The 18,490-nt window shown below is 49.8% G+C and carries 18 protein-coding genes and 2 pseudogenes; 10 read left to right on the top strand and 10 right to left on the bottom strand.

Annotated elements, in window-relative coordinates; genetic code table 11:
• Positions 1-72 precede the first annotated feature (72 nt).
• Together rpsG and rpsL are read right to left on the bottom strand one after the other, a co-directional pair.
• Positions 73-546 carry a 30S ribosomal protein S7 gene (rpsG, locus tag R3B84_16735; GenBank protein MEZ6142207.1) on the bottom strand — a complete coding sequence of 158 codons (474 nt, stop codon included), beginning with the start codon at positions 544-546 and terminating at the stop codon, positions 73-75.
• A gap of 43 nt (positions 547-589) precedes the next feature.
• Positions 590-964 carry a 30S ribosomal protein S12 gene (rpsL, locus tag R3B84_16730; GenBank protein ID MEZ6142206.1) on the bottom strand — a complete coding sequence of 125 codons (375 nt, stop codon included), beginning with the start codon at positions 962-964 and terminating at the stop codon, positions 590-592.
• Positions 965-1,186: 222 nt separating this feature from the next.
• On the opposite strand from rpsL, the gene R3B84_16725 reads away from it, so the two are divergent.
• On the top strand, positions 1,187-1,393 hold the full coding sequence (locus tag R3B84_16725; GenBank protein MEZ6142205.1) for a hypothetical protein: 207 nt from the start codon (positions 1,187-1,189) through the stop codon (positions 1,391-1,393).
• 713 nt (positions 1,394-2,106) lie between these two features.
• The gene (locus R3B84_16720) at positions 2,107-4,947 is read left to right on the top strand and encodes a protein kinase (protein MEZ6142204.1); all 2,841 of its coding nucleotides are present in this window, start codon (positions 2,107-2,109) and stop codon (positions 4,945-4,947) included.
• Positions 4,948-5,033: 86 nt separating this feature from the next.
• Here the strand turns inward: R3B84_16720 and R3B84_16715 are convergent, their stop codons facing one another.
• The 3 genes from R3B84_16715 to R3B84_16705 form a co-directional block, all read right to left on the bottom strand.
• A complete protein-coding gene (locus R3B84_16715; GenBank protein MEZ6142203.1) occupies positions 5,034-5,663 on the bottom strand; it encodes a histidine phosphatase family protein in 630 nt (209 codons plus the stop codon).
• Between the two features lie 34 nt (positions 5,664-5,697).
• Positions 5,698-6,702, bottom strand: coding sequence for a 4-hydroxythreonine-4-phosphate dehydrogenase PdxA (pdxA, locus tag R3B84_16710; GenBank protein ID MEZ6142202.1), 1,005 nt, complete (start codon positions 6,700-6,702; stop codon positions 5,698-5,700).
• 174 nt (positions 6,703-6,876) lie between these two features.
• A complete protein-coding gene (locus tag R3B84_16705; protein MEZ6142201.1) occupies positions 6,877-8,475 on the bottom strand; it encodes a VWA domain-containing protein in 1,599 nt (532 codons plus the stop codon).
• A 150-nt stretch (positions 8,476-8,625) separates the two neighbouring features.
• Between R3B84_16705 and R3B84_16700 the strand changes: the two genes are divergently transcribed.
• Positions 8,626-8,832: a hypothetical protein gene (locus tag R3B84_16700; GenBank protein MEZ6142200.1), complete on the top strand. Its 207-nt coding sequence runs from the start codon at positions 8,626-8,628 to the stop codon at positions 8,830-8,832.
• 130 nt (positions 8,833-8,962) lie between these two features.
• On the opposite strand, the gene R3B84_16695 is transcribed toward R3B84_16700, so the two are convergent.
• A complete protein-coding gene (locus tag R3B84_16695) occupies positions 8,963-9,271 on the bottom strand; it encodes a hypothetical protein (protein ID MEZ6142199.1) in 309 nt (102 codons plus the stop codon).
• A gap of 328 nt (positions 9,272-9,599) precedes the next feature.
• Complete coding sequence (locus R3B84_16690; GenBank protein ID MEZ6142198.1) at positions 9,600-10,457, bottom strand: ThuA domain-containing protein; 858 nt, start codon at positions 10,455-10,457, stop codon at positions 9,600-9,602.
• Between the two features lie 183 nt (positions 10,458-10,640).
• Here R3B84_16690 and R3B84_16685 point away from each other — a divergent pair.
• Both R3B84_16685 and R3B84_16680 read left to right on the top strand, forming a co-directional pair.
• Positions 10,641-11,769: pseudogene (locus tag R3B84_16685) on the top strand (transposase).
• A gap of 16 nt (positions 11,770-11,785) precedes the next feature.
• Positions 11,786-12,043, top strand: a complete 258-nt coding sequence (locus tag R3B84_16680) for a transposase (GenBank protein MEZ6142197.1) — start codon at positions 11,786-11,788, stop codon at positions 12,041-12,043.
• A gap of 224 nt (positions 12,044-12,267) precedes the next feature.
• Here the strand turns inward: R3B84_16680 and rpsR are convergent, their stop codons facing one another.
• On the bottom strand, positions 12,268-12,495 hold the full coding sequence (rpsR, locus tag R3B84_16675; protein ID MEZ6142196.1) for a 30S ribosomal protein S18: 228 nt from the start codon (positions 12,493-12,495) through the stop codon (positions 12,268-12,270).
• Between the two features lie 354 nt (positions 12,496-12,849).
• On the bottom strand, positions 12,850-13,899 hold the full coding sequence (locus R3B84_16670) for a beta-propeller fold lactonase family protein (protein ID MEZ6142195.1): 1,050 nt from the start codon (positions 13,897-13,899) through the stop codon (positions 12,850-12,852).
• Between the two features lie 290 nt (positions 13,900-14,189).
• Between R3B84_16670 and R3B84_16665 the strand changes: the two genes are divergently transcribed.
• Complete coding sequence (locus R3B84_16665) at positions 14,190-15,887, top strand: hypothetical protein (GenBank protein MEZ6142194.1); 1,698 nt, start codon at positions 14,190-14,192, stop codon at positions 15,885-15,887.
• Positions 15,888-16,069: 182 nt separating this feature from the next.
• Here the strand turns inward: R3B84_16665 and R3B84_16660 are convergent, their stop codons facing one another.
• Positions 16,070-16,237 (bottom strand): hypothetical protein, encoded by a 168-nt coding sequence (locus R3B84_16660; GenBank protein ID MEZ6142193.1) that lies wholly within the window; start codon positions 16,235-16,237, stop codon positions 16,070-16,072.
• Positions 16,238-16,963: 726 nt separating this feature from the next.
• Between R3B84_16660 and R3B84_16655 the strand changes: the two are divergent.
• The 4 genes and pseudogenes from R3B84_16655 to R3B84_16640 all read left to right on the top strand — a co-directional run bounded on the left by R3B84_16655 (position 16,964) and on the right by R3B84_16640 (position 18,440).
• Positions 16,964-17,071: pseudogene (locus R3B84_16655) on the top strand (tyrosine-type recombinase/integrase).
• Positions 17,072-17,248: 177 nt separating this feature from the next.
• A complete protein-coding gene (locus tag R3B84_16650) occupies positions 17,249-17,632 on the top strand; it encodes a hypothetical protein (GenBank protein ID MEZ6142192.1) in 384 nt (127 codons plus the stop codon).
• A 108-nt stretch (positions 17,633-17,740) separates the two neighbouring features.
• On the top strand, positions 17,741-18,139 hold the full coding sequence (locus tag R3B84_16645; GenBank protein ID MEZ6142191.1) for a hypothetical protein: 399 nt from the start codon (positions 17,741-17,743) through the stop codon (positions 18,137-18,139).
• A 115-nt stretch (positions 18,140-18,254) separates the two neighbouring features.
• Positions 18,255-18,440, top strand: a complete 186-nt coding sequence (locus tag R3B84_16640; protein MEZ6142190.1) for a hypothetical protein — start codon at positions 18,255-18,257, stop codon at positions 18,438-18,440.
• Positions 18,441-18,490: the final 50 nt, after the last annotated feature.

Below are 18,490 nucleotides of genomic sequence, written 5' to 3'. Positions count from 1 at the left end.
TTTTGACGATCAATAGTCAGGTGTTGGAAACGGGCAGAAAATGAAAATTTCTTAACGAATCTCTTGGCAAACTTACCACGCGAAGTGGGAGAATGCCTTGTTGGCGTCGGCCATCTTGATAGTTTGGTCACGTTTGTTCATCGCTTCACCTTCGCGACGGTACGCGGCCATCAGTTCATCAGCCAGACGTTCGAAGATCGGCTTGCCCGATTTGGCACGGCAAGCGTTGATGATCCAACGGAAAGACAGTGCCTGCTGGCGTTTGGCTTTCACTGGCATGGGCACCTGATAGTTCGCACCACCAACACGGCGGGAACGCACTTCAACAGGGGGCTTTACGTTTTCGATTGCCTGAATGAAGACCTGAAGTGGGTCGGCATCGGGCATCCGTTGTTTGATCCGGTCCATGGCATCGTAAACAATGCGGGTGGCGACAGATTTCTTGCCATCCCACATGATGCAGTTGATAAACTTGCTCACCAACAGGGAGTTGTAGCGAGCATCTGGCTTTAACTGAGTATAGCTGGCGGTGAATTTCTTCGACATTCGTTTTTCCTGACTGATTGCAGACGCTAACCTGAATTAGCGATTACTTACCGTCTTGTTTGGCCCCATATTTCGAACGAGCTTGTTTACGATCGGAAACGCCCTGGGTATCGAGCACACCACGGACGATGTGGTAACGCACCCCGGGAAGATCCCGCACGCGACCACCCCGCACCAACACAATGGAGTGTTCCTGCAGGTTGTGGCCTTCGCCAGGAATGTAGGCCGTTACTTCGATCTGATTCGAAAGCCGCACACGAGCCACCTTCCGCAGTGCAGAGTTAGGCTTTTTCGGTGTCATGGTTTTCACTTGCAAGCACACCCCACGTTTCTGTGGGCAGCCCATCATTGCTGGGTGCTTGGAACGTGAACGCTGAACCACACGTGGTTTCCGGACTAACTGGTTGATCGTCGGCATAACAATTCCAAAAGGTCACCGCACGTGCCTTATTCATGCACGCTATCCATCCCATGCCAAATTATGGGAAACCGTTATTGTGGAAAGATGGGGCTTCGCTGGCTAGGTGGCCATGGAAAAAAAATAGAAAATCGCCCAATCTTTCGATTACCCGGTTCCCCACGATGGCGAACCTGCCCACTACAATAATTGTCGATGGGATGAAAAAGATGGTGGAATGCTATGCCTGTCGATCCAGATAAACGCCGATTACGCGAAACCAAACGCGCTGTGAAAAAAGCGGGTGCACGCCACCGTCGCCGCGATTTGAAACGCCAGCTGGAACAAAATCCGGAAGATGCCGCCGATCATACGGAAAAGCTCGGCCGCCACCGGTCGGAACACCTCAACGGCATCGACAACGACAGCACGCGGAAGAAAGAAGAATAGTTTGCCGGAAGAAATAGCACCGAAAGCGTCAGCGACGGTATTTGCCCTGTGAGCCGTCGGCGTAAGTCGCGGTTTGTCTTTTGTCTTCAAAGCCCAAATCTCACATCACGACATTCCCGCGCAGGTGAATTGGATACATCCACATGTATTCATAGCCCGAAGCGCCAGCGAGGGAATTTCTTCGTGACTGGTGTGCTGGAAAATTGACCGCCAAGACGCCAAGAAAACAAATTGCATTATTAGTTCCTAAGAAAACTAACGAGCCGGAAGCGTGAGCGGCGGATATTGCCCTGTAAGCAGCGGTTAAAACCGAAAACCAATTGCACGAAGTAAATACGTTGGCCCCCATTATCGTCATTCCCGCGAAGGCGGGAATCCAGAAAATACCATGTTAACCCGAAACGCGAACGAATTGCTTTGTAAACACCACACGTGTATCTGAGAAAAAGCACTGGATTCCCGCCTGCGCGGGAATGACGCTGCGTGAATGTCACTTTATTGGATAACTAATTGATCTGGGGTAGTTTGCTTAATATCTGATGTGACGACCAGTACCGTCATTCCCGCGAAGGCGGGAATCCAGTACAGAAAACCCGATGAGCCGCAGCAATCAAAATGAAAAGCCTCTCATTTTTGACTTTTTTTTTAAAATATGAGAATGGTTTGAACGAAATGCCGTGAAGACTCCTGCCAATGAATGAGGTGCCCCACCCATGTTGATGTTCCTGCGTTGTGTTGGTGAAGCTGTTGCCGCCAAAGGGCTGAAAGGATTAATTGGTCTGGTGCCCATGGGGGAGCAGATTTATGAAATTGCCAGCGAAGCAATTGAGCGTTACCGGCGGGAATGCAGGGAAGCTCGGCTGAGAGAAGACGTTGAACAAATGGTGCAGGCATCGATCGAGGAAGTTCGAAACGATGCCCACGCGGTTGCGAATGAGGTGCTATCGGATCGGCCACCGGAAGAAATCGCCGTTCTGGAACAATACCTCACCCAGGTTCCGGCGGTGGCACGCCAATCGCTGGTTCACCCACAGGATCTCAGTGGGAAATCGGTTCCGGCAATGATGAACCTGCTGGATCCGTTGCAATTCGGTACCCTGCTGCCAAAACGCACCCCACGCTTCCGCAATGGGGAAACCGTGCCAGGTTCGCCCCAGTGGCGGTTCGTGCAACTGCTGGGTGCGGGTGGTTTTGGCGAAGTCTGGCAGGCACAGCACACTTTTCTGGATAAGCAACGTGCCTACAAGTTTTGCCTGGATCCCGCCGCACGCGACCGGTTGCTGCGGCACGAAGGCGAAATTATTAAACGGGTGATGATTGCCAGTGCGGGCGTACGGCCAGACCAGCATGGCATTGTGCCACTGGAAGATGCGTATCTGGAAGGTGATGCCCCCTGGCTGGCGTACGAGTATGTTGCCGGTGGTGATCTGGCAATTCTGGTTCGGGAGCATGCCACCAAAACGCCCGAAGTACGGGGTCTACGGTCTTTACAAATCCTGACCCACCTTGCGGATGTCATTGGTCGTTTTCATACTTTGCCGGAACCAATTATCCACCGTGATTTAAAACCTGCCAATATTCTGTTGAAAAAAGTGGGCAAAAACTGGCTGTTGCGGGTGACCGATTTCGGCATCAGCCACGTAGAAGCCGACCGCGGCATCCGTCAGGCAACGATTTCTACCCCACAGATAAACCTGGGGGAAACCTATCGTGGTGCCCACACGCCGATTTATGCTTCTCCACAGCAAAAACGTGGCATGAAGCCCGATGTGCGGGATGATGTGCATGCACTCGGGATTATTGGCTGGCAACTGTTGCTGGGTGATTTAAGTGCGGAACGGCCCGCAGGCAAATGGCGTAAACGCCTGCTGGAATGCCAGTTAAGCGAGCCAGTATTGGATTTGCTGGAAAGTTGTTGGGATGATGATCCCGAAGAACGCCCCGCTAATGCAGCGGTACTGGCAATGCAACTGCGAAGTACGTCTTCGAAAAAGACTGCACCAGTCCAATCAGTAGCAGCACCTATGGCTAACCCACTTATCGATAAAGTGAAGCAGCAGTTTGCAGATGTTCAGGAATACGCACTGAAACATAGCAGTTCCCGCCGATGGTATGAAGAAAATCAGTTTTCAATCGAAGACTGGAAAGCATGTGCAAAATTAGGTTTGCATGAAGCAATGTCCATGCTCGCACGATGTTATGATGAAGGGATTGGCGTCGAAAAGGATGCTGCAGAAGCGTTGAACTGGTTTCAACTAGCAGCGGATTTGGGTAATCCAGCATCAATGAATAATATTGGCTACTATCACGATGTCGGACGTGGAGTTACGCAAAGCCACTCAGAAGCGATGAAGTGGTATCTCAAAGCGGCTGATGCTGGCTATGCAATAGCGATGCGAAATATTGGCATCCTTTATGAAAATGGACAGGGAGTTAAACTGGATTTTGCAGAAGCGATGAAGTGGTACCTTAAAGCAGCTGATGCTGGTTATGTAGCCGCAATGACTAGTATTGGGATCTTATATCATAATGGCTGCAGTGTCAAACAAGATTATGTATCAGCAATGAAGTGGTATCTTAAAGCGGCTGATGCTGATGATGCAACTGCTATGTATAATATTGGCCTCCTTTATGAAAATGGTCAGGGTGTCAAACAAGATTATGCGGCAGCAATGAAGTGGTATCTTAAAGCGGCTGATGCTGGCTATGAAGCTGCTATGACTAACATCGGCACTCGTTACCATAATGGCCAGGGTGTCAAACAGGATTATGCAGAAGCGATGAAGTGGTATCTCAAAGCGGCTGATGCTGACGATGCAACTGGTATGAATAATATTGGCCTCCTTTATGAATATGGCCAAGGTGTCAAACAGGATTATGCAGAAGCATTGAAGTGGTATCTCAAAGCGGCTGATGCTGGCTATGCATCAGCGATGCGAAATATTGGCATCCTTTATAATAATGGCTACGGTGTCAAACAGGATTATGCAGAAGCGATGAAGTGGTATCTCAAAGCGGCTGATGCTGGCGATGCAACTGCTATGAATAATATTGGCACTCGTTACCATAATGGTCAGGGTGTCAAACAAGATTATGCAGAAGCGATGAAGTGGTATCTCAAAGCGGCTGATGCTGACGATGCCTTATCAATGACAAATATTGGGATCTTATATCATAATGGCTACGGTGTCAAACAGGATTATGCAGAAGCGATGAATTGGTATCTCAAAGCGGCTGATGCTGGCGATGAAACTGCCATGAACAATATTGGGGTTCTTTGCAGATATGCATTGGGAGTACAGCGAGATTACGCTATCGCCATGCAATGGTTTCAGAAAGCTGCAGAACTTGGTTCGGGGATTGCGATGCGAAACATTGGTTCCATGTATGAAGATGGTGAAGGTGTTGCAAAAAACCTGAATGAAGCGAAAAATTGGTACCAGAAAGCAATTAATGCGGGAGATGTGGACGCAAAAGAGCGATTTGCAAAACTGACAGGCCGGCCTTCTAATCCAGACGATTCCGATTTTGACTTGGAATTGGAATTAGAATAGTAAAGAATTTGTAAATAAATCGACAGTCCGTTTGTCCCCAAATCTCATACTGCACAGCAGATATTAGAATTGCCATCAAAATCTGTCTACATCCCAATTCCATCGAGGTGGAAGGAACTGTTGAGGCAGTTGAGCGAGGTTTTGCCATTTTCCTGCACAATCACCGATAAAGCACAGTTATCCAGCGATATCATGCGGGCACGGGCGGGGCCCATGCCCAGCACGCCAGCCAGAAACGTGCGATTCACGATGTGGTGGGACACCACCAGAATGTTCGCTCCCGCGTGGCGATCCAGAATTTCATTAATGGCTTTTAATGTTCGCAGGTAGACCTGCTGAAAATTCTCCCCACCTGCGTAGCCGTGGGTGGCAGGATCGGCATGAAATGCCCGGTACTCTTCCGGTTCGGTTTCTTTAATCTCTTCCCAGGTTTTCCCTTCCCACAGTCCAATATCGCACTCAATCAGTGCGTCGGAAATAATCGGCGTCAGTTGATGCGGGGAAGCAATAATATCTGCTGTCTGCCGGGCTCGCTGCAATGGGGAAGTGTATATCACATCCAGCGGGTAGACTGCCAGAAAGTCGCGGGTGGCTTCAGACTGACGCACCCCTTTGGGATGCAGTTCCGGATCCATCTTGCGGCCCTGAAGCTGTGGGGGGTGCATCAGATTAATGGCAGTCGCTGCATGGCGAATCAGATAAAGTTTTGTTCGCATTTCCCCGTAAGGTTAGAATTCACAAGACTTTAGACTAGCCGATCCTGCGCGAAGATGCAAGTCTGGCGGCAATTTCTGTCGCATGGATCATCGAACTGGGGTCGGCAATGCCTTTGCCGGCAATATCGTAAGCGGTGCCATGTGCCACGCTGGTGCGGACGATTGGCAGGCCCATGGTGACGTTGACCAGGTTCCAGCCGCACTTCAATTTCATGGCGATGTGCCCCTGATCGTGGTAGATTGCCGCCACCGCATTGAATTCACCACGAAAAGCCCGCACAAACAACGTATCGACTGGCAGCGGGCCAACGACATTGATGCCCAACTGTTGGCACTGTGCCACGGCAGGCTGAATGATGAGAGCTTCTTCATTTCCAAATAGCCCCCCATCCCCCGCGTGAGGGTTCAGTGCCGCAACCGCAATCCGTGCCGGTTCCCCCACAATCTGGGGCAATAATTCATGCAGCAGCCGAATTTTTTCACTGACAGCTGAACTGCTTAGCTCCCCAAAGACATTTCGCAGTGCGGTGTGCAGCGTCACGTGGGCGACGGCAATCCCAGAGCCGTACAGCACCATCGCATACTCTGAGGTGCCCGTTTCTGCTGCCAGAATCTCGGTATGCCCAGGGTAATCCACACCCGCCTGGGATAGTCCTTCCTTTTGCAGCGGTGCGGTCACAATGCCATCGGCCCGACCTGCCATGGTTTCTGCGATGGCACGCACGAGGAAGTCGTAGGCCCCACGTCCGGCCAGGGCAGAAATCACCCCAGGCGGGGTATCAACGAGGCCCGCGACAGGCACATTCAGGCAGGTGACTACATTTTCCGGAGTGTCCCACGTGGGGCTGATCTGGTCAATGCCTTGGACAGTCAAATGATTGGCGAATTGTTTGATCGTTTTCGCCACCGTGGGCAGGTCGCCAACAATTACTGGATGACAATATTGCTGAACGGCAATCCAGCTACGCACAATGACTTCTGGGCCAATGCCAGCGACATCGCCCAGGGTAAACACCAAAGTTGGTTTGAAAACGCCCACAATAAACCCGGTAAGTGGAACAGGGAAAGACCTCTCCCACATTCTATGGGTGCTGGAATTTTCCTATGTGCCCCACATAGGTGACCGGATGTGGCCCGACATACGGCTTTGGATAATATTTTCGGCGTAACCAGGCAAATCTTCTCAATGTGATCGCAGACAAAGTTGAGTGGCTTATTTGCCAGGGGGAAGTTTTTCTTCTTTCGATGCTAAACCTTTCGCAATTGTAGCAAGTTGGATCAATTCACTCCGATGTTGGCCTGGATCGTAAACGATGCTCTTGGTGGCCCAGGCAATTACAGAATCATAATCTGCCGTTCCTGCAAATTCTGATTTCCGCAACAGCATACCAAAACCGGCGGCAGCAGCAGCACAATGAAAATCTGCCGAAGGAGCGGCTTCAATTTGGTTTGCTTTGACAGAAGTTTCAATTTCCTGTGCTGCATCCGAAACGGGATCTTTATACCTCATCCGCATTGTCAGCATTTCATTTGTCAAACCAGATTTGCTTAGCTTTGGTTTATCCTGATATTTCAATTCAGGTGATTTTGAAGCAGGCACTGTCAATCCGGCAGGCACTAATTCATAGAGGGCAGTGCATGTATGCCCGCTGCCCATATCACCTGCATCCTTCGCATCGTTTCGAAAATCCTCTGCCCGCAGCAGCCGATTTTCATACCCGATCAGCCGATAGCCAGCAATGTGAGCAGGATTAAATTCCACTTGTAATTTCACATCTTTCGCAACAGTTACCAACGCGCCGCCCTGATCAACAAATACTTTCTTCGCTTCATTGATATTATCGATGTATGCATAGAAGCCGTTGCCATGGTGGGACATTTGTTCCAGAGTTGTATCTTTCAAATTCCCCATGCCATAGCCCAGACAGGTCAGGTAGATGCCGGTTTTCCGTTTCTCTTCCAGTAACCGCACCAGTTGTGAACGGTCGGTAATTCCAACATTGAAATCGCCATCGGTCGCCAGAATCACACGGTTCAACGAAGTAGGTGAGTAGTTTTGCTGGGCCAGACTATAGGCTTCCCGAATACCACCTTCGCCATTCGTCGATCCGCCTGCTTTGAGTCGCTGCAGTGCCTGTCCGATTCGATCTTTTTCCGCACCACTTGTCGGTGGCAGCACAACTCCTGCATTGCCCGCGTAGGTGACAATCGCCACACGATCCTTTGCGGTTAGTTGATTCACCAACAACTCAAGTGAGTTGATCACTAATGGAAGTTTATTATGCTCAGACATGGAGCCAGAAGTATCAATCAAGAAAACCAGGTTTCGTGCTGGCAGTTCTGCAGGATCAATCTTTTTCGCCTGTACACCGATACGTAGCAGCAAATGCTTGCTTTGCCAGGGACACTTTGCTACTTCCAGGTGGAATCGTACTGGTTTGTTGTCTTTTGGTCCTTCATATTGATATTGAAAATAATTCACAAAATCTGCAATACGAACCGCATCTTTGGGAGGAAGGGTTCCAGTATTCAGTTTGCTTCTGCAGTTTGTGTAAGAAGCAGTATCAACAGATGAAGAGAATGTGGATAGTGCTTCAGCAGATACTTCGAGGAATGGATTTTCCTGATAGTGTTGATAGTCTTCCTGGTCTGTGCTGTTCATCAGCATCATTTCTTCGCGTGCTTCAGAAGAAGCAGGGGCGTAACCAACTTTCGATTCTTCATCACAACCTGAAAGCACCACTGATACAAGTCCAATTGCAATCAGGAATTTCCGAGGTGCTTGTTGACATGCATTCCATAAATGTGACATGATTCAATCTCCTGAAAATATGTCTTCAAAGAAAAGACCGCACCAATGTGATCCTCCAGTGACAATTTTATTCCAACAAGTATTTCAGTAATTTTTTCCGTACGCTCCGGTCTTTCAGCGACAGCCATCTCAAAAGCGGAAGTACACCGTTTGACAATCTACAAACGAAAGAATGTGCGAATTGCCACATGCTTCCAGTTGGTGTTCACAATCAGTCAGCGGCAGGATGTCGCTGCCACAAAATGGCGCATTCAATTGCAAAAAGCTGAGATGGGAATCAGGGAAAAACTACCGACCTGGGTGGGGATCGTAATTGCATTTCAACCTGTTGCAGGTGCGTACGACGATCACCTGTAAATGAAAATCCAAGTGACACTGGCTTCCAGCCGGTGAACAAGAAAATTCAGCGGCAGGATGTCGCTGCCACGTAATTGTGCACTATCCAGCCATTCGTGGGCAATGATTTGCCTGATATGTGTGCAAGAGTTCATATTTTGCAATTCAATCCATCAATCTTGCAATATAAAATTAAGAAAATCTCATATTTGCCGCACTTATGATGGTGCATTGAGGCATCATTGCGAGCACAGACAATCTGGTGACAAATTGTGCCACCGATGCTGGCAGGTGGTGCTGCGACATTAAGCAGTGTCAAAAAACAGGCACCAACCACATTTTTCTGAAATTCAACGTAAACATCTATTAATGAAGCACTTACGAAAATTATTTCCTCAATTTTGAAGCAGTTTTTTGCGATTGGCACGCCAGATGCAATGCATAAAACCATGGCTAACAAGCCTGGTTCACCCGAATCGATGAGATCAAGGGAGAGGGGTCGAGGTCGATTCGGGTGAGTTTTAAAACACCAGAACAGTGTCGCACGGTGGGTTCAAAGTAACTCTGCCAGCGATACCACAAACTAAACTACTTGAGCTTGGTGGGCTGAGGGAGAGGCAGTTTCGGCCGAGACCAGTAGTTTGGAATCACAGAAAGCACCGCTTTCTGATCAAGTATTACCCGGGTTAGTCTGATTGAGGGAGAGGCAATCAGATTAATCCGGGTAATTTTTTTCATTTCACTGATACAAAAATCCAGTATAATCTGTTTGTTAATTCACCAATACTTCAGCGTGCAGAAGTTTTCTTCTCGGTGGGGAAATCAGCAGGCACTTTCTGTGTTACTTTCCCAGTGGCAGCCCATTCTGCCCCCCGCAGCAAGGTGGTCTGGAAACCGACGCACTTCATCGCCACATCCGCATGACCCAACGTGGTATGGAACACCCGACCTTTGCCGTAAGAAATCGTCATCAGCATCGGTTCATGTTCGCCACTGCCACCTGTCCCAGGTGCGGCAAATGCCGTTGCCAGCACTGTGACATTTTCTGCCGGCCCACGCAGGCGATCGTACAGTTCGTCCTGAGCGTGCAGCCATTTCTTCGGCAGGCCAGCCACAATCGGGTGATCCGGCTGGCGAATCTCTACCACAAATTCGTGTTGCTTGCCATGGCTGCCACCTCGACCTGCGGTGGTGTCTTTCACGAAGGTGCCATCACGCAGGCGAATGTAAGGACCGGATTTCTCATTGCGGCCACCCCAGCCACCAACGCCGATCATTGCGTTGTATTCCGGCCAGTTGGAAAAGGCATTGTTGGCAGCATGTACTGGCACAAAACCACCACCGTTTTCAACATACTTCACAAAGTCCGACTGGGTCTCTTTGGACCACGGTTCGCCATTGTAATTCGAAATAACCACGCCGTAATCGGCAAACTTGGGCCGAAACGTCGCGATACCTTTGCCTTTATCTGGCGATGTTGCCACATCCACGGTGAAGAGATTGCTTTCTTCCAGCACTTTTTTCAGGATGGGTGTGGTCGCCCGCCAGTTGTGGTTGTTCTGGCCATCTACGATCAATGCCTTGATCTTGTCTGCCGAATAAGCTGGCGAAGCAATCAATAATACAGTGAACAAAATTCGGTACATGAAGAATCCTCGAAGAGTTGAGAGGCTCGCAGCGACGATCGCTGTCGCAGAGCACAATCGGGGTAGGGGCGATCTACATGATAGTTTAGGGAGAACCGGTGATTGGTAATCCCATTATGGTAACCGTTCACCGGTTCGGGAATTGGCCTTTCGCAAATTTCAGCCATTTTCTATAATCGGGCGATGGAAATCGAGTCGTTCAATTCCGAATGTCCTGGGTGCCAGCAATTGCTCAAGCAGGTTCATTTGCTGCAACAACAGCTGATGGATCAGCAACAAATAATTCAGCAACAACAAAAGACAATACTGGCGCTGGAAGCTCGCATTCGTGATCTGGAAGACAAGCTGAAACCGCCTAACAAGCAAGAACCTGCAGAAAAAGAAAAATTAGCTTCCCAAAAGCCGACTGGTCGCAAACGCGGGGCACAACATGGTCACAAGGCAAATCTGCGAAAACCCTTGCCTCCTGAAAGTGTGTACTCCTTTATCAAGTTCGTGCCAGAAACCTGTTCTCGCTGCCACAAATCACTTGTTGGCTGTCCGAATCTACCTGAACCCAGGATTCATCAGCAAGTTGAACTGCCACAGCAGCCTTTAATCGTAACACAATATGAAGGTCATTCCCGGAAATGTGCTGATTGTGGACACACAACGGCGATGACCATTCCTGCCGAGTACCGCAACCATTGCACCGGTCCTCGATTGACAGCTGCTCTGCTATGTATGGTGGGTCAGGATGGATTGAGTAAACGGTCAATCGAACGAACTTGCAAAACGATTTTTGGCATAGACATATCCTTGGGAACCATCAGCAATCTGGAAGCCGAGGCAATTCCGGCATTGGACGCACCTTGTGAGGAAGCTCGTGAGAAAGTTAAAAACGCTGATGTAAAGGGGTTTGATGAAACGGGCTGGAAAGAGGCGGGCCACAAACGCTGGTTATGGACAGCGATTGCGGCAAAGATTCATATCGTAGTATTTCTCATTCATGCACGTCGCAATATTGAAAGCGTTTATGGGTGAAGCACTCCCTGGATTTGTCAGTACGGATCGCTGGAAGGTATATGTGAAGAACCTTCCTGAAGATAGCCATCAATTATGTTGGGCACATTTGAAACGCAACTGGGAGGCATTGTCCAAACGAAGTAAGCGAGCGACAAAACTCGTGGATCACTGGCTTGAATTACACAAGGAAATATTTGAGCTATGGCATATTTTTACGAGAGATCATCAGATAAGTCGCCAAACATTGCAACAGCGGATGAAACCGTTGCAGGAACGCGTGCACACTGCTGAAACAGGGGCAGGGTAGCAAAGACAAAAAACTTGTGCGTTTATGGCTGTTTGTCGACCATGAGCACGTTCCGCCAACGAATAATGATGCGGAGCGTGTACAACGTCGAGCGGTGTTGTGGCGTCGACGCAGCTTTGGTTCTCAAAGTGCTCGTGGCTGTCGGTTCGCAGAGCGAATCCTGACGGTATGTGAAACATTGAAACTACAGGGAAGAAACGTATTGGATTATCTGGAAGAAGCGATCAACGCACACCGGAAAGGCAAACCTGCACCGAAACTTGCAACAACATAAGTGAACGGTTACCCATTATGCTACTTCACTGCGGCTTCAACCCCAGCCCCTTCCTTCGCAAGGAAGGGTTCAGTCTGGGCTGTTGTTGGTAAACCAATTAACAGGCGCTCAATTTGGGTATCTACTGACGTGATTGCCGTACGCACCTGCAACAGGTAGACAGTATGTCTTTCAGTTATCGCATAAACTGTGTTTTTCGCAGGAATGGCAGGTGGGCCGAGGGATTATTCGCCGACGTATGGCAGCAGAGCCATAAAGCGGGCTCGCTTGATTGCAGCAGAAAGTGCACGTTGGAACGGAGCACAGGTGCCTGTTCGTTTGCGGCCCAGAATTTTACCCTGGTTGCTGATCAATTTCCGCAAGGTCACAACATCTTTATAATCGACAAAGGCTGGCCGTGGGCAGCCTTCTTTGGTGCAGAACTTGCAACGATTACGACCCTTTTTCGCCAACTTCTTGCGGATCATACCGCTCCTCTCAGAAAAATACCCAGATTTTTAGGAAAAGTGATTGTATCCCACCGTGGGTGGGAGACAACTCTATTTCAAAAAATTTTCCCATTCCCACAATATTGACCTGATAACAGTGCTAAATTCACTGGTTTGTACAGTAAAAATTCCCAATTCTGTTCACTGATTTTGTCAAGAATTGGTGAATCATTCGAAATTTGCTGTAGTCGACAAGAAAAATTATCCGATTTGTGCTAGAATTACAGTAACCAAGGTAGACAATTACTGTCTTTGACAATACCAGCGTCTTTGACCAGCCTTAATAAAGCTGGTCCAGCGGGCTTCGGCCCGCTGTTTTTATTTCTGGTCGGGCCAATCACCGATCGCAATCCACGAAATACTTTTCCCCATTCCAATCGATTCGAGTTTCTTCAACTCCCCACTTGTGGAGTTAATCGAATAGATGGCCATTTTGCCGTTTCCTTCCCCACCTGAAAGCAGATATTTGCCATCTGGGGTAATTGCAAACGATCGTGGTGTCTTTTCGGTGGGTGTCTGTCCGATCGATTTCAACCCAGTGGGCGAAATGGCAAAACCAGCCAGGCTATCGTGCCCACGATTCGAAACCCAGACAAACTTGCCATTGGGGTGCACTTTTACCTCCGCCGTGGTGTTTTTGCCCGTGAAATCGGCTGGCAGTGTCGACAGCGTTTCTTTGGGTGTCATTTTCAAGATGCCCTTCTCATCGGCTTTGACGTCATACCGTGTAATACTGTTGCCGATCTCATCGGAAGTAAATGCTACATCGGGGTGGTTGGGAAGAAATGCCAGATGGCGTGGGCCTGCCTTCTCTTTGCCACCTGCACCCATGCCGGTGGGGGTCAATTTGCCCTTCAGTGCATCAAATTGAAACAGATGGACCGAATTCGTCCCCACGTGGGGCACCATCACGAAGCGATTATCCGCACTCACATGGACAAAGTGTGCCGTGCGTGCTGTTTTGTGGCTATCGCTGGCAGGAGAAATGAGTTTTCCTTCATTTATTCCGTGCACAACCACGGTGCCACCTGAATAGGAAGCAGAAATCAACCATTTCCCTGTATGATCTGTTGCGAGGTGCGTCGCATTGGCACCTTTTTCCAGTGTGACACTATTGATCGGCGTTAATTTTTCAGTTGTGGCATCAAATCGAAAGCTGGAAATCGTATCGTTTGAGCGAATAGACACAAAACCAACCTGATGTTTGGGATCAAACGTGATGGCACCGGGTGCCCCTTCCAAGGGATAGCGTTTGATTTCATGCAGTTTTCCTGCTTCCAGGCGGGCCAGCAGCAGTTGTTTATCTGCAGAAAGTGAAATAAAGACGTAAGTCTTTGCCTGGCAAGCAGTTGTAAGAAATAGCGACAAGAAAACTCCGATGCGATACCACATAATTGTTCATCCCGCGGGTGTTGAAATTGTGGTATGATCGTATCCGACGAAATTTGGAAAGTAAAGCGCCAGTTTGTGATTCTTGAAGGGCCGAATAAATGAATTGAAAGTCATAAATGAAATTTGATTCATTTTTAATCTTTCCTAATCCCAACGTCTCACGTGGGCCATGTCGAAGTTGGGGTTTCGCACTTTTTACAAAACGGGTATAAGCAAAATAGTTGGAACGCAGGGACCAGACCCAACCAGGGAAGGTGGGCAAATTGATGCACTCATTAAAATTGTTCATGCTCGTCGCCGGCATCTGCTGCATTTGTAATGTTGCACACAGTCAGGACCGCATCATCCCACTCGATCCGCTGCCACTTCCTGCGGATTTAGGTGGGCAGGAGATCATTCCTGCCCAGTTTCAGGTGCCCGTGCCTGCCGGCACCACTCCAACCGGGGGTAATTTCGTCGGCACCGCTACCAGTTATAACGTGCCCACGGTCACCTTGAATGTCGCAGGCCCTTCCGTGGTTTCGACGGAACAACCGATTGTCTATCGCTTGACGGTGCGGAATGTTTCCCGCAATGATGCCCACCATGTGGTGCTGCGGGTGATCCCACCAAAAGGCACAAACAGGATCAAAAGTGATCCCCCACCCACCAAAGACGAACCTGGGGAAGTGGAAGTTCGCTATGAGATGAAAACTTTGGCCGCAGGCGAAAGTAAAGTGGTGGAAATTTCGTTTCAGCCGAAATCGGATACCACCAAAGTACAACTGAAAGCCTGGCTGCAATTTGACTATGGGCGTGGTCTGGAAACGGAAGTCAGCCCACCTGCTCTGGAAGTGAAAAAAGACGGCCCCACCACTGCAATTGTGGGAGACACCCTGACTTACCGCATTCTGGTGAAAAATACCGGAAAAGTGACGCTTAGCGATGTAGTAGTTCAGGATCGCATTACTGAACAACTGGCCTACGATGACCGTGTGATCGGCAGGGGTTATGTGGATGGCCGTGTCACTTCGACGATCGATAATTCCCGCTTGAACCGGAGCTGGACCATTCCCAAAATGCTGCCAGGTGCCACCCAAATACTGGAGTATCAGGTGAAGGTCAAACGGTTGGGCAAATGTACCACCAGCACCACAGCGGAATGTTCGGAAACTAAGCAGAAGAAAACCACAGACCTGAATGTTGATATTTCTACCGCACAGTTGGGGCTGGAAGTCAGCGGACCCACCGGCGAAGCTGGGACCGTGGGGCAATCGATTGGCTACCGTGCTGTGGTACGAAACGCAGGCACGGCAGACCTGAAAAACGTCGTTGTGCGCTTCCGCTTCCCCACCGATATGGAAACAGCCAAAGCCACCGCAGGTGCCCGCTTAAATCGCGATGCGGTGGAATGGACTTTCGACCATCTGTTGCCCAACCAGACAAAAGAAGTAAACCTGATGCTGCAGACCAGCACCCCGGGTCAACGGAATGTGCTGATTACCGCTGTCGCCGATCGAGGCGAAGCCCAGAAAAAAGAGCTTTCCACCACGGTGAAAGGGGTGGCAGCGATCGATTGGGATGTGTCGGTGCCTGGCACCGTTGCTGTGGGTAATGAAGTCTATTATCAAGTGACGATTATCAATCAGGGAACAGCAACCGCCCCCAGCATTCGTACCGATGTTGATCTGCCGAAACATGTGGAATTGCTGGAGACGAACTACCGTTACAGTCGTGGGACAGGTGAAAACGCCCGTTTACTGTCCTTTCAGGCGATGGATATCCCACCACGAAAAAAAACCACGTTGACGATTCGCTGTCGGGCGGTGAGTGCTGGTGAAGCGAAAGCTGCCTTCACCCTGACTGGTGAGGGCGTCGGCCGTCGGCCACTGCAGCAGATCAAAACTACGTTGATTTCTGGCAAGGGCGATACCGCAACCCCCGTCCCACCGCCACCCCGCCCAGAGACAAACCGAATCGGCTAATCTGCCAGTCATGTCTCTCATTCCAGATACATATTTCCAAAATAGTGGTTCAGCACCGGCTGGCGGGAATGACTTCTTCATCATGTTGTGAGAATCATCGACGTGCCGTGCGTGTACGACACTTTTCAATCGGGTATAATTATTCTGAATTGACTTTCCCGGCGGTTTGGTAATTGAAATGTTCAGACCAGTTGAAGCAGCAGATTGCGGATCATGTAGCGTTTCAGGAGTTCTGCCCCGTCACTACCGAGCATTATTGTCAGGCTATACTGAGGCTGGATATGGGTGCAATCGAGTACGAGTGCGAGAATTTTTGCTGCTGGTCCAAGATTCCACCAGCAATTCGCCACTACGTTCTACCATCCGGTGAGCAGGTGGTATGCCTCGAGAAGCCCGGTTGGTGTCAAGGCTGTCGGCTCATCAGCTTGATGGAAGACCTTGTTCCGGTTACTGATTTGGAGCAGCTAGAAATTGGACACCAAGTCGAGCCACCGTTCGAAGATCGCGATTGCTGGATTGCGATGCTGCAGTCTCTAATAAATTGGAGGCGAGAGCGAACGCATCCGGCACGCTGCTTGCTCTGCGGTACGGTACGTGTTGAACCACTACGACTTGTCAAGAGCGATGAGCACGTGGGTTGGGAATGCCCGCGATGCGGTGGACTAATGAGTGCTTGGGCAGAATTAGGCTTCCCAAGCTACTCGCTCCTTTACACTCCCGATGGCCAGCCTATTGGCCACCGCAGTTTCGGGCTCATCGTGCGTGCTTTACGGTTTGCAGTGTGCAGTATGGTAACCATCTTAAAAAGATGGAACTTGCTATCCAGAAACTTCCGCAACTAAACCAAAATCAGTTTGAAATTCGGTGTTTCTGGTATTTTTCGATCCAACCGCGGCTTACAAACCCAACCAAGGTTGGGTTTCAGACGGTTGTGTCTACAACCGTCATTCCCGCGAAGGCGGGAATCCAGTTTTGCCCATGTAGTGTATCTTTCTGTATCGCACTCTGTTTTTTTCTTGCACCCCTTAGAACTACTGAGTAAACTACAACTAATGTGGACCTTCCTCATGCTGTACTTTGAAATTAGGACGGTACAAGAACTGTTGGGACATGCCGATGTGACGACCACCATGATTTACACGCATGTCCTAAACAAAGGGGGGAGAGGCGTCAAAAGCCCCTGAGATGAATAACTTTCGGCGCAATGTCCATTAGTGTGTTATCTCGCGGCTGATTTGAAACAATGGTTTGAACGTAAATTCATACCATGTAAGTAGTTAGATGGTACGGTACCATCTTTATTTTTAAAAGTGTTATTTTGCGCAAGCGCAATCTAATTACAAGTTAGTCCGCCAACGCCGATGTACGACACATTGATCATGCTTAAGCCAAGTGCGAGTTTCTCCGTCGACGAGATGCTTGAGGTAGTCCAGGGCGTGGCGGCCACCGGCGACGGTTCGGTCGAACGCATCGGTTCAACCATTCGGCGCGTGACTTCTGCCGGGCACATTGAAATCGTGCCGAATAGTTCTGGCTACGTCATTGAGGAGAGCAATGAGATCGCTGAGCGATTTGATATTCCATGCCATGGCTGTGCCACCCGATACGAGATGTCCGGCGAAGACGCAGACATGGAACTGTTCAATGACTACCTCATCATCAACGAACGCCTGCAAGAGCTAGGCAGGTTCGTCATCTTCGATTCGCAGGAATGCAAGCTCATGTTCGACGACGGGGCGGGCTAACCACCGGCTGCAGTTGACCGGCTGCGCCCGCGATATGATGTGGTTGTCGGTTTGGAGCCTGCTCTCCGCGGGCGGCCGGCAACTGAGCCTTTTACGTTATGTTTTAAAATGAAGCACGTTGAGCAGATCGAAAAGCACCTGCCCGAAAAGCGAAAAGCATTGTTGCATTGCCTCCGCGCAAACAATTGGAGAGTAGTCGGAGTTGACGACAGAGAGTCGGACTGGGCACTCGGCGAAAAATGGCTGATTGAGTCCACCAGCGAAAACAAGGGGCAGCGCTTGGCACTCTGGATGTTCAAGTATGATGGCATTCACGATGGCATGGACAGAGTGGTCGCAACGCATCGCGACGCGTCACCACCGAGCGCATATGGGGGCACACCGACCATCGAGTTTGATTCAAGACGATTTGAGAAGCAACTGGAACCGTTCATGGCTTCACTTCACCAGTTCAGGATCGGCGGCACGATGCTGATTCCGGACGGCGACGAAGATCAGAAAACATAACGAAGCAATGCACCCGAGCCGCGAAGTCGGGCGTTTTCACATTGCAAATCTCTCGTCGCGGCCGGGTGATTGCGGTCGTTCGGTGGTCGGAGGCGATGCCCGGTGTTTTCCTACGTTGACCTCGTGCGGCTCGAATCCAAGACTCAACGTCGACGAAGAGACCGGTGAAGCTCTCTACGATCAGGAGATGCTGACGCCTGAGTCGTTTGCCAAAGAGATGCGCAAGATGGCTGAAGCGGCCATGTTCTTGGGTCGAGCCTATCTCCAACTCATTCATCGCTACCCGCACGGTGACGCCTAACCCTTCGCTCGAGCTGACCCACACCGGCATGGCACTTGGCCCGCGAAGCG

Origin of the sequence: Zavarzinella sp. (assembly GCA_041399155.1) — a bacterium.
Classification (GTDB): Bacteria; Planctomycetota; Planctomycetia; order Gemmatales; family Gemmataceae; genus JAWKTI01.
Note: the sequence above shows the minus strand (reverse complement) of the source record. Positions and strands in the feature narration are given on the sequence as shown.